Source organism: Acinetobacter sp. GXMZU3951, from assembly GCF_054457875.1.
This window is the reverse complement of record NZ_JBTLFO010000001.1, coordinates 90,552-102,841: the sequence shown is the minus strand read 5'-3', so window position 1 is coordinate 102,841 and position 12,290 is coordinate 90,552. Positions and strand designations below refer to the sequence as shown.

Here is a 12,290-nt window from a genome sequence, read left to right as displayed (position 1 = left end):
AAGTAATGGTAAATTTTAAAAATGGCTGGTAATTCAGCCATTTTTTATGAGAGTAAGACATGCAAGTAGCTGGTGTAGATGAGGCAGGGCGTGGTCCTTTAGTGGGTTCAGTTGTTGCCGCGGCAGTGATTTTAGATCCGAATAACCCGATTGAAGGTTTGAATGATTCCAAGAAACTGACCGAGAAAAAACGGGAAAAGTTATTTATTGAGATTCAGGAAAAGGCTTTGGCTTGGGCAATTGCAGAAGCAACCCATACCGAAATCGATGAGTTGAATATTCTACAAGCTTCTTTATTGGCGATGCGTCGCGCGGTTGAAGCATTGAATATTCAGCCCGAACATGTTTTGGTGGATGGTAATAAAGTGCCACAAGGCTTAGCCATGAGTTGTGATGCGGTAGTGGGCGGTGATGCACTCCACGCGGAAATCTCGGCGGCCAGTATTTTGGCAAAAGTGACGCGGGATCGTGAAATGGTGACTTTAGACCAGAAATATCCGCAGTTTGGATTTGCTAAGCACAAAGGTTATCCAACTAAAGCACATTTTGCTGCAATTGCTGAACATGGTGTCATTGCTGAACATCGTCGTAGTTACGCGCCAGTAAAAAAGGCTTTAGCTGAAAACAGCTAAAGCCCATAAATTTAAAGCGGCTTAGAAAAGCCGCTTTAGGAGATAACGTTTAATTTTAACGATTAAAGTTATTCTGCGAGTAATTATCTTCTTCAAATGAAGGTTGATAATCTTGATCGAGATGTTGCAGGTGTTCGTGCATCGCACGTTCATGTTGAATGCGTTGATAGATTTCTTCGCGATGAACTGATACTTCTTTTGGAGCATTTACGCCAATACGAACTTGGTTACCTTTAACGCCAAGCACAGTAACACTGACTTGATCCCCAATCATTAATGTTTCTCCGACACGTCGGGTCAGAATCAGCATGTTTATCTCCTTGCAAAATGCTAAACCTGCATTGATTAAAAAGTTTAAAAAACACAACCTTGGTAATAAAGAAAATTTTAACAGGATTGTATAAGCCTAAAATGTTGCTACTTATAAAATTCTGTTGAAATTTACCAAAACGCCTCAAGTCTAATATAACAGAGCCACCATAGAAAAAACTATAGTGGCTCTGTATTTTTATAGAATTTAGAAAAAATTGTCTTACAATGACGATTTTCTAATAATTCTTAAGCACGTGCGCTTGATTCACCGTGTTCACGGTCTAAACCAAATGCTGTATGTAAGCAGCGAACAGCGAGCTCTAAGTAGTTTTCTTCGATAAGAACAGAAATTTTGATTTCAGAAGTTGAGATCATCAAAATATTAATGCTTTCATCTGCTAATGCTGTGAACATTTTGCTCGCAACACCTGCATGTGAACGCATGCCCACACCTACAATCGATACTTTAACGATATCATCACGTGTAACAACTTCACAGCCTTCGATGCTGCTTGCTGTTTGTTCTAAAATTGCTTTCGCTTTTGCCAAATCTGTGCGATTTACGGTAAAAGTAAAATCAGTTGTGCCATCTTCTTCGACATTTTGGATAATCATATCCACTTCGATATTGGCATTGCTGATTGGCGACAAGATTTTAGATGCAATTCCTGGCTCATCAGGAACACCCAAGATAGTGAGTTTTGCTTCGTCACGGTTAAATGCAATACCTGCAATAATTGGTTGTTCCATATCGTCTTCTGCCTCAGTCGTAATTAGTGTGCCTACGTTTTGTTTGAAATCTTCATCAAATGCGCCATCGTCATCATTATCAAAGCTTGATAATACACGTAAAGGCACTTGGTATTTACCTGCAAACTCAACAGAACGAATTTGAAGGACTTTTGAGCCAAGTGATGCCATTTCTAGCATTTCTTCAAATGAAATACGATCAACCTTTTTCGCTTTTGGAGCAACGCGTGGATCAGTCGTATAAACGCCATCTACATCCGTATAGATTTGGCATTCATCTGCTTTTAGTGCAGCAGCAAGTGCAACACCAGAAGTATCCGAGCCACCACGACCTAAAGTCGTAGTGTTGCCATCAGCATCAAAACCTTGGAAACCAGCAACAACAATGACACGACCAGCATCGAGATGCTCAGTCATGACGTCGGTATCAATTGATTCAATACGAGCTTTGGTAAAGGCGCTGTCCGTTTTAATACCGACTTGGCGACCTGTAAGTGACTTAGCTTCAACGCCAATTGAATTGAGCGCCATTGCTAACATTGAAATCGTTACCTGTTCACCCGTAGAAACCATTTGGTCAAGTTCACGTGGGTCAGGGGTGTCCGTAATGGCTTTCGCGAGAGCTAATAAGCGGTTAGTTTCACCACTCATTGCTGATACTACAACCACTACCTTGTGGCCGTGGTCATGCCAGCGCTTCACACGACGAGCTACATTTAAAATGCGCTCGGGGGTACCCATAGAAGTACCGCCATATTTTTGAACGATTAATGCCATAGTTGTTCCATATAAGCCATGACCCTGAAGTGCCAATCAGGGTCAGTTACACAAAAGGTGAAGTTTTATTTTGCTTCAAGCCAAGCAGTTAAATCTGCCATCACTTGTGCAAACTTCTCGTTTAGTGGCGCGCCACCTTGTGCCAAGTCAGGTTTACCACCACCTTTTCCGCCTAGCTCAGTTGCTAAGTGTTTAATGATGTCACCTGCCTTTATAGAAGCAGTAAATTCTTTTGCTACAGATGCGATCAAGCTCACCTTGTCACCCTCTACACCTGCAAGCACGATTACTGCATTTTCTAATTTTGATTTCACGCCGTCATGTAGGTTACGAAGTGCTTTTGCATCCATGCCCTGAACAGTCGTGATTAATGTTGTGCGGCCTGCAAGCGTTTGAACTTGGCTTAGAAGTTCAGCAGCCTGTAAGCTCGCAAGTTTTTGATTCAGTTGATCAATCTGCTTTTGTAATGCAGAAGCCGTTTCTACAATAGCTTCAACTTTTTCTACAGTTTGATCTTTCTGGGCTTTTAGTACACCGTTGATATGCACAATATCAGCTTCAGCTTTTTGTACAACTTCTAACGCCTTAGTACCAGTCACCGCTTCAATACGACGTACACCCGCAGCTACACCGCCTTCAGACGTGATCTTGAATAAACCGATATCACCAGTGCGTTGAACGTGAATACCACCACAAAGTTCAATTGAGAAGTTCTTTTCTTCAATAATTGAACCCATTGACAGTACGCGGACTTCATCACCATATTTTTCACCGAATAACATCATCGCACCTTTTGCTTTCGCGGACTCGATGTCTAATAATTCAGTGGTGACAGCCGTATTGGCAAGGACTTCAGTATTGACTAAACGCTCAATTTCTTGCAACTGCTCAAATGACACAGGTTGGTCATTGGCAAAGTCAAAACGTAAAATGTCAGATGCAACTAAAGAGCCTTTTTGCTGAACGTGTGAGCCTAGAATTTGGCGCAATGCCGCATGTAAAAGGTGAGTTGCAGAGTGATTACGAGCAGTTGCGGCACGAATATCCGCTTTGACAATCGCTTCTACAGTTTGTGATGCTTTTAGATGACCAACAGTCACGATCCCTTGATGAACAAAGGCACCGCCTGACTTTTTGGTGTCTTGAACTTCAAAAATACCTGTGTCGTTTTTGAAAATACCCGTGTCACCAATTTGACCACCGCTTTCAGCATAGAAAGGCGTTTGATTGAGGACGATTAATGCTTCATCACCTTCAACCACTTCATTAACTTGCTCACCATCTTTATAGATTGCGATAATTTGACCTTGACCTGCTGTTGCGTCATAGCCGTCAAATTGCGTTTCACCTTCAACTTTCACAACGCTGTTGTAGTCAATCGCGAATTTACCAGCATCACGCGCACGTTGACGTTGTGCAGCCATTTCAACTTCAAAGCCTGCTTCATCAATGGTTAAATCACGCTCACGTGCGATGTCGGCAGTTAAGTCTGTTGGGAAGCCATAAGTGTCATAAAGTTTGAAGACCACTTCACCCGGAATCACAGAACCTTTCAGTTGAGCTAATTCACCTTCAAGCAATTTCAGACCTTGCTCTAAAGTTTTAGCAAACTGTTCTTCTTCTTTCAGTAATTGTGCTTCGATACGTGCTTTCTGTGCTTCAAGTTCAGGGTAGGCAGCACCCATCACCTCGATTAACGGTTGCAACATTTTGTGGAAGAATGAACCTGTTGCGCCCAATTTGTTACCGTGGCGTACCGCACGACGGATAATACGACGGAGTACATAACCACGACCTTCATTGGATGGGTTTACGCCATCAGCAATCAGGAAGCAGCAAGAACGCGCATGGTCAGCCACCACTTTAAGTGAAGCAGGGTATTGTACTGGTGTACCATTGGCTTTTGCTTCAGCTTCAAGCGCAGTAGTATCTAAACCAATAATTTCCGCAGCTGCTTTTAACAGGTGTTGGAATAAATCAATTTCGTAGTTCGAATTAACGTGTTGCAAAACTGCAGAAATACGCTCCAAGCCCATGCCGGTATCGACAGAAGGTGCTGGAAGAGGGTGAAGTACACCATCCGCAGTACGGTTAAACTGCATGAATACGTTGTTCCAGATTTCAATGAAACGGTCGCCATCTTCTTCAGGTGTGCCAGGTAAACCACCCCAAATGTGATCACCGTGGTCAAAGAAGATTTCAGAACATGGACCACAAGGACCAGTATCACCCATTGCCCAGAAGTTATCCGATGCGTATTGACCGCCTTTGTTGTCACCAATACGAATAATACGGCTGGCATCTAAACCAATTTCTTTGTTCCAGATGTCAAATGCTTCATCATCGGTGTGGTAAACCGTGGCATAAAGTTTGTCTTTGGGTAATGCTAACCATTTGTCGCCAGTCAAGAATTCCCAGGCAAATTTGATGGCATCGCGTTTGAAATAGTCACCAAAGGAGAAGTTGCCTAACATTTCAAAGAACGTATGGTGACGAGCAGTGTAACCAACGTTGTCTAAGTCATTGTGTTTACCGCCAGCACGGACACATTTTTGTGACGTTGTTGCACGAACATAATCGCGTTTTTCTAGACCTAAAAAGCAGTCTTTAAACTGGTTCATACCAGCATTTGTAAATAATAATGTTGGGTCGTTGGCTGGAACCAGAGAACTCGACGCGACACGTGTATGCCCTTGCGATTCAAAATAGCTTAAAAAAGCTTCGCGAATTTCAGCGGATGTCATAAAACGAGTACTCACAACCAAGTCACTCCATAAATCTCTAATTGGGCTAAACGTATCACTTATTGGTGCTCAATTGCACCATATAAAAATACAGGCTTAATTTTTTAAAACGCCAAATTATAACGGAAAAAGCCCCACGCACCAATCACTTTACTATGAATTAATGACAAAACTATGGAATTGTAAGTCATCCTTTAGTCTGTATATATTGAAGTGAATTTAACTGCTGGCCATGATTGAAAATTGAAGTTGAAATTTGGGAGTTATAAGTCTGTCTATTTTTTCCTCAATTTTTGCCATTTGATGTTGCTTTCAAGTTTTTGTTGAGGTTTGGCACGAAAATCTCTTGGTTTAAGTGCAAAATCCATTAACATAAGGCAGCTTAAATTTTGGTTCATGTAAGGGAAAAGTCATGCAAAAAGTGGCGATTAATGGATTTGGTCGAATTGGTCGTAATGTATTGCGTGCGTGGTTCGAAAATCCTAAAGATTTCCATTTTGAGATCGTGGCGATTAATGATATTGCAGATGTAGACACATTAATTCACTTGTTTAAGTACGACAGTACGCATGGTCGTTTTAAAGGCAAGGTGGATGTCGAATATGAAAATGAACAAATCTACATGCATATTCATGCAGGACTTGCCAGTTTAAAAGTACAAGTTGTTTGTGAAGCACAACCAGAATTACTGCCTTGGCAGCAATTAAATGTGGATGTGGTGCTGGAATGTACGGGGCTATTTCGTTCCCATGAAGCAGCAACACGCCATATTCGTGCAGGTGCAAAACGGGTCATTATTGGGGCAGCCCCGTTTGATATGGTCGATGCGGCAATTGTCTATGGCGTGAACCACCATGACGTGAAAGCCTCCGATCAGATTATTTCCAGTGTGTCATGTACTACGCAGGCTTTGGTTCCTTTGGTCAAGATTATTGATGATGCTTTTGGTATTCAAACCGCTTTAATGACTGAGATTCATGCAGTAACGGCAGATCAATCGGTGTTAGATCATGCGCATCGAGATTTACGACGTGCACGTGCATCGGGGCAAAATATTATTCCAACCACGTCTTCGGCTCTTGGGGCTTTAAAACAAGTCATGCCTAAAATGGAAGATCGTATAGATGGTTATTCAATTCGTGTGCCGACCATCAATGTCGCAGCCATTGACCTGACCTTTTTGTCGCAATCGCCAATAACGGTACATAAACTTAATGAAGTACTGATGCGTGCTGCGGAAAGTGATTATGCCGAAATCATGCAAGTCACGGATGAGCCTTTGGTGTCTAGTGACTTTAATCATTCACCGTATTCACTGATTGTAGATTTAACGCAAACCATGGTGGTTGGGCATCAGGCAAAAGTGTTCGCGTGGTATGACAATGAATGGGGTTATGCTAACCGCTTGCTCGATCTATGCGAGTCGTTTGTTTAATGCAATTAAGCACCTTATCGTGATCTAGCATAAGGTGCTTTAATTGTTACTTATTCTTCAGACTCGACTTCGTTGAGAAATCCTTCTTTAATTTCATTGGGCATATTTTCATGCCACCATGTGTAAATTTCAGCTTTAATGAGTTGATCTTGATCAGGATCATTGAACGGCTCATCATCTTCACGAACCAGTTCATCCCCTTCAAACTTTAACCAGAACTCCCACGGATCATCATCACCACAGCCCCATGCTTGAACTTGTAGCTCAGGAATGAGTCCTTTTAAGAAAAACAACATGGCTTCCATGATTTCATCGCCTGATGAACCATGGACAAAGTGCAGAATACTAAAACCAGCAACACGAGATACGCTTTCTGGAGCGAGGTCGTATTCCATCTGGTCAACTTGATCAAGCAGATCCTGCGCAAGTTCAGCCCCGTACTCGGTATTAATGGCTGCCGCCAATTGTAGGAAGGTTACTGGATGGTCTTGATGCTGTAGGAACAGGCGATCAAGCTGATCCATCAACCCTGCATTGACATGGTGGTAGTAAAGATTGCTATGTAATTCCATAGGAAGGTCTCAATAATGTTTTTCTAAAGTGAATCTTGTTTTATGCGTGTTGACTATATCGGCTTAAACCGTCTGTTGTGAATCTAAAACATGTATCAAAATATCATTTACGTCATAAGAAACGTGTTGCTCGAATATAGATACGCTGATGATAAAAAAATCTAAAAATATAAGTGGAATCATTTATTTTTATAAAAAATAAGGCGTTCTTATCGTACTATATTGTTAAAGCACATAATGAAAATGAGAAATGTATGATGATGTTAATCTGGGGATTTATATTGCTATTGGCGATGGCGGTAATTTTTTTGGTGTGGTTTCAGTTCAAGCAGCAGGGAGAAAATGCTGGGGATGTTGAATATCAACAGCATCTGGAAGAAAAAGTGGTGCACCTTGAGGAAAATCTGAAAAAAACGCTGGAAATTATGCAAGACCTCGCGAAGAAAATGCATGTGCAACAAGAAGCAATTGATAAAACTGTTAAAAGAACGCATCAGTTGGAATTGCAAAATGCAGAGTTGGTCAGTTTACTCAGCAAGTCGGTTGGGCAAACTGATCGTCCATTTTAACGCTCTTGCGCCAAATTTCAGACTAGAATTTGGCGCAATAAGGCGGCACTCAACATACTGATGATGACCGTCGGTAGCAGTGGAAGTCGCGAGGCCGCCAAAAGGGTGAGGGCTATCGCGATTAAATCGGCGGGCTGTTCTTTGACAAAATAAGGTGCAATCACTGAAATGAGTACGCAACCGGGTACAACTTCCAGAATTTTCTTGTGCTTGTTGGATAGTGTCTTGTTTTTTAACACCGCATAGCCCAATAAACGAGTTAAATAAGTGGTGATTGCAACTAACAAAATGGCAATTAAGGTGCTGCTATGTATCATTCATCATCTCCGATTAAGAAAAATGCCGAGGCGATTCCACTCAAAGCTCCTAAAGGAACATGCCATCCCGCAGGCAAGTATAAATAAGCCATTGCTGCGACAATTAGACTGATCAGCCAAGGCCGGGCAGCTGCGAAACTAGTCCACATGCCACGCAATAACACCAAAATAATCGCGGGAAAAGCCATGTCAAAACCATAGGGGTGAATATCGCCCAATACAGGCCCTAAAACTGCGCCCAAGGTAGTCACTGAAACCCACATCACATATAACGCCAGACAGACTCCTGCGTAGTAAGGCATATTAAAAGCATGTTTAAGCCCAAGTTGATGAATGCGCTTCTGAGCATTGGATAATCCTAATGCCCAACTTTCATCACAGAGAAAAAATAGTGCTGGGTAAACTTGCCGGTCGGGTAAGTGTCTTAAATAGGGCACTAAACTCGCGCCCATCAGCAAGTGGCGACTATTGATTAAAAAGGTAATAAACATGAGGAGTAAAAATTGTGGAGGATTGGTCCACATTTCTAAAATGGCAAATTCGGAACCGCCCGCAAAATTCAGTCCGGTTAACAGGGATACTTCAACAATCGATAAGCCTTTTTGTGAAGCTTGGGTTCCGAGCACCAAGGCCAACGGTACAAAACCGAGCAGCATCGGGAGTGTGGTTTTAATGCCACGAAAAAATTCAGCTTGATCGTGGCTTTTCATGATGAGCGGATGCACTGAGCTGTTTTTTAAAATGGACATATAGATACCTCACAACGTGGGTAGCCATTTTAAAAACATTGTGGTGATATTAGACGCTAAATTAAGCAATATTTGCTTTAAATTGAGCATAAAATTGCTCTAATATTTAAAAAATTAATGATAAATGCTAAGAGGGTGCTGTGGATAAAATAGACAGACGAATATTACAAACCTTACAGCGTGATGGCAAACTGGCCAATAATGAGTTGGCGCAACGAGTTGGGCTTTCGGCCTCACCGTGTTTAAGACGCGTTAAACAATTAGAAGATCTTGGTATTATTGAAAAGTATGTCGCCTTGGTGAATCCGCAAAAAGTCAATTTGGGTTTAACTGTGTTCGCGCGAATCTGGCTCAAAGGACAAGATGCAAAAACGGTCAATCATTTTATTGACTCCGTGCGGGAAATTCCTGAAATTGTAGAATGCCAACTCATGGCAGGCGACTGTGATTTCTTTTTAAGAATTGTGGTGTCTGATCTGGATGCATATCGCAAATTTCAGATTCAGCATTTAAATAAAATCACGGGGATTCAGAATGTGAAAACTGAAATTCCATTACAGAGCATTAAGCAGACAACTGAACTGCCGCTCTAATTCTATGCTCTATAGCAAACACGAATTTATTGATAACAATCTTTGACTTAAGTATAGCTTTGCAGTGCAAACAAATTGGCGAGAGATTGCGATTAAATATAAAAATCTCAGTGCATGGTGTGAACTATCGTGCTAAACTAGGAGAAATCGGGTGTGCTCCCGATTTTTTTATGCGGATTACTTCCGCGCTGACAAGAATTTAGGTTTACAACATGCCCATTTCAGAGACATGGTTATTACCTGATGGTGTAGCTGATGTATTACCAGAGCAAGCGCAAGTAATTGAAAACTTGCGCCGTGACGCCTTGGATTTCCTCGCATCTCGAGGTTATCAATTGGTGTACACGCCGTTTATTGAATACATAGAATCCCTTTCTTCTTTATCCGAATCGAATCACGATTTAGACCTTGCGACATTTAAAGTAATTGATCAGCTTTCTGGTCGTTTACTCGGGGTGCGTGCGGATATGACACCGCAGGTCGCTCGTATTGATGCTCATGTTCATCCTGTTGATGGCGTTGCGCGTTATTGCTATGCAGGTACTGTGTTACATACCAAGCCGCAAGGCTTTAATACCACGCGTGCGCCCTTACAATTGGGTGCCGAGTTGTTTGGTTCAGACAGTATTGATGCAGATGTCGAAATGATCGATGTGATGCTCGGCCTAATTCAGAAAGCTGGTCTAGTTGACGGTATCCATCTGGATTTAGGGCATGTCGGTTTATTCCGTAGCTTGGTCAAATGTGCAAGCTTAAATAAAAATACCGAACGTGAATTATCTGATCTTTATCAACGTAAAGCATTGCCTGAACTGGCAGAATTTACGCAAGATTTGAATTTTGGTGCTGACTTCTATGCTTTAGGTCGCTATGCAAATGATTTAGTGGCGTTGCAAGCTAATTTAAGTGCTGAGATTTTAGCGGATGAAGCATTTAAGCACGCTCTAGATGAATTAAAAACTACGCAGTCTGCGATTCAGGCGCGTTGGCCAAATCTATTGATTGGTGTGGATGTGGTTGAACTTCGTTCTTATCACTATCACACGGGTCTGATGTACGCTGTTTATGCACCGAACCGTGCAGCCTCTTTGGCACAGGGTGGTCGCTACGATGGTATTGGTGAGCATTTTGGCCGTGCGCGTCCTGCAACAGGTTTTAGTTGTGACTTGTATGCGTTAAGTGCAGGGCAGTTCAAAGCTGCTGATGTAGTGGTTGCGCCTAAAGGCACACAGGCTGATTTACAGCAAGCGATTGCGTCCGTTCGAGCACAAGGCTTAAGTGTAATTCAGTTATTGGGTAATGATGATTTAAACTCTATTCCAAATGCGACACATCAACTTGTTGATGTTGCTGGCGAGTGGCAAGTTAAACCAATTTAATCACTGCGAGTGGTGTTCATGTCACTACTCGGAGTTTTAATTTTAACAGCATGATGTAATGAGGCTATTATGGGCAAGAATGTTGTGGTACTTGGTACCCAATGGGGCGACGAAGGTAAAGGTAAGATCGTCGACCTGCTCACAGATCAAGCGGCTGCGGTAGTTCGTTATCAAGGCGGACATAACGCAGGTCATACTCTCGTGGTTGGTGGTAAGAAAACTGTATTACACCTCATTCCATCAGGTATTTTACGTGAAAACGTATTGTGCTTAATTGGTAACGGTGTTGTGCTTTCACCAGAAGCGTTAATCAAAGAGATGACGATTCTTGAAGAGCAAGGTGTACCAGTTAAAGAGCGCTTACGTATTTCTCCAAACTGTCCATTAATTCTTCCAAACCATATTGCACTTGACCAAGCACGTGAGAAAAAGCGTGGCAATGCAAAAATTGGTACAACAGGCCGTGGCATTGGTCCTGCGTATGAAGATAAAGTTGCGCGTCGTGCAGTGCGTGTTGCGGACTTGGTTCGTGGCGGTGAAGCATTAAAAGCACAATTGGCAGAAGTGTTGGATTACCATAACTTCCAGCTAACTCAATACTACGGTGTTGAAGCAGTGAAATTGGAAGATGTACTTGCGCTTTGCGATCAATGGCGTGAAGTCGTTGCTCCGTTAGTGGTTGATGTAACAACTGAATTACACAACTACCGTAAGAACGGTGACAACATCATGTTTGAAGGTGCGCAAGGTTCTTTGCTTGACGTAGACCACGGTACTTACCCGTTTGTAACATCTTCAAACACGACTGCGGGTGGCGTGAGCTCTGGTTCAGGTTTAGGTCCATTACACCTAGACTATGTTTTGGGTATTACCAAAGCCTACACAACACGTGTTGGTGCGGGTCCATTCCCAACTGAACTTCACTACGATGCAGCAACCGATACGGGTGATGCGATTGGCCGTCATTTAGGGACAGTTGGTCATGAGTTTGGCGCTTCTACAGGTCGTCAACGCCGTTGTGGTTGGTTCGATGCAGAAATTCTACGTCGTTCAGTTGATGTAAACTCACTTTCTGGTATTTGCTTAACTAAACTTGACGTTTTAGATGGTTTAGAAGAAGTGAAAATCTGTGTCGGTTACGAAAATACAGATTCAGGTTGTGTAGGTTCTTCTGATGCACTTGCATACGAAAACTTAAAGCCAATCTATGAAACGATGCCGGGTTGGACTGAATCAACTGTGGGTGCAACCAGCGTTGAACAGCTTCCACAAAATGCAATTAACTATATCAAGCGTATTGAGCAGTTAATTGAGTGCCCAATTGATATTATTTCAACGGGCCCAGACCGTGCAGAAACAATTGTATTACGTCATCCATTTGATGCTTAATGCATAATTGTTGAATGAAAGACCTCGCTTATAGCGGGGTCTTTTTATTTGAATGATTTAATTTCATTCTGT

At 42.2% G+C, this 12,290-nt stretch carries 12 protein-coding genes; 6 read left to right on the top strand and 6 right to left on the bottom strand.

Annotated elements, in window-relative coordinates; genetic code table 11:
• The first annotated feature begins 59 nt into the window (after positions 1 to 59).
• Positions 60 to 632, top strand: a complete 573-nt coding sequence (gene rnhB / locus ACX17N_RS00455) for a ribonuclease HII (protein WP_458890631.1) — start codon at positions 60 to 62, stop codon at positions 630 to 632.
• Positions 633 to 687: 55 nt separating this feature from the next.
• On the opposite strand, the gene csrA is transcribed toward rnhB, so the two are convergent.
• From csrA to alaS, 3 genes are all read right to left on the bottom strand, one after another.
• The gene (csrA, locus tag ACX17N_RS00450; RefSeq protein WP_016166582.1) at positions 688 to 942 is read right to left on the bottom strand and encodes a carbon storage regulator CsrA; all 255 of its coding nucleotides are present in this window, start codon (positions 940 to 942) and stop codon (positions 688 to 690) included.
• A 248-nt stretch (positions 943 to 1,190) separates the two neighbouring features.
• A complete protein-coding gene (locus tag ACX17N_RS00445) occupies positions 1,191 to 2,471 on the bottom strand; it encodes an aspartate kinase (protein ID WP_016166581.1) in 1,281 nt (426 codons plus the stop codon).
• A 65-nt stretch (positions 2,472 to 2,536) separates the two neighbouring features.
• Entirely contained in the window at positions 2,537 to 5,230 is a 2,694-nt protein-coding gene (alaS, locus tag ACX17N_RS00440; protein ID WP_458890630.1) for an alanine--tRNA ligase, read from the bottom strand.
• Between the two features lie 397 nt (positions 5,231 to 5,627).
• On the opposite strand from alaS, the gene ACX17N_RS00435 reads away from it, so the two are divergent.
• On the top strand, positions 5,628 to 6,650 hold the full coding sequence (locus ACX17N_RS00435) for a type I glyceraldehyde-3-phosphate dehydrogenase (protein WP_458890629.1): 1,023 nt from the start codon (positions 5,628 to 5,630) through the stop codon (positions 6,648 to 6,650).
• Between the two features lie 50 nt (positions 6,651 to 6,700).
• On the opposite strand, the gene ACX17N_RS00430 is transcribed toward ACX17N_RS00435, so the two are convergent.
• Complete coding sequence (locus ACX17N_RS00430) at positions 6,701 to 7,222, bottom strand: hypothetical protein (RefSeq protein ID WP_458890628.1); 522 nt, start codon at positions 7,220 to 7,222, stop codon at positions 6,701 to 6,703.
• Between the two features lie 257 nt (positions 7,223 to 7,479).
• Here ACX17N_RS00430 and ACX17N_RS00425 point away from each other — a divergent pair, with 257 nt between their 5' ends.
• Entirely contained in the window at positions 7,480 to 7,791 is a 312-nt protein-coding gene (locus tag ACX17N_RS00425) for a hypothetical protein (protein ID WP_458891102.1), read from the top strand.
• Positions 7,792 to 7,808: 17 nt separating this feature from the next.
• On the opposite strand, the gene ACX17N_RS00420 is transcribed toward ACX17N_RS00425, so the two are convergent.
• Positions 7,809 to 8,108 (bottom strand): AzlD family protein, encoded by a 300-nt coding sequence (locus ACX17N_RS00420; protein WP_458890627.1) that lies wholly within the window; start codon positions 8,106 to 8,108, stop codon positions 7,809 to 7,811.
• Entirely contained in the window at positions 8,105 to 8,857 is a 753-nt protein-coding gene (locus ACX17N_RS00415) for an AzlC family ABC transporter permease (protein WP_458890626.1), read from the bottom strand. Before ACX17N_RS00415 ends, ACX17N_RS00420 begins: the two co-directional genes overlap by 4 nt.
• Before the next feature lie 140 nt (positions 8,858 to 8,997).
• On the opposite strand from ACX17N_RS00415, the gene ACX17N_RS00410 reads away from it, so the two are divergent.
• From ACX17N_RS00410 to ACX17N_RS00400, 3 genes are all read left to right on the top strand, one after another.
• Positions 8,998 to 9,450 (top strand): Lrp/AsnC family transcriptional regulator, encoded by a 453-nt coding sequence (locus ACX17N_RS00410; protein WP_458890625.1) that lies wholly within the window; start codon positions 8,998 to 9,000, stop codon positions 9,448 to 9,450.
• A gap of 212 nt (positions 9,451 to 9,662) precedes the next feature.
• Positions 9,663 to 10,829, top strand: a complete 1,167-nt coding sequence (locus ACX17N_RS00405) for an ATP phosphoribosyltransferase regulatory subunit (protein WP_458890624.1) — start codon at positions 9,663 to 9,665, stop codon at positions 10,827 to 10,829.
• Between the two features lie 69 nt (positions 10,830 to 10,898).
• Positions 10,899 to 12,218, top strand: a complete 1,320-nt coding sequence (locus tag ACX17N_RS00400) for an adenylosuccinate synthase (protein WP_458890623.1) — start codon at positions 10,899 to 10,901, stop codon at positions 12,216 to 12,218.
• Positions 12,219 to 12,290 lie beyond the last annotated feature (72 nt).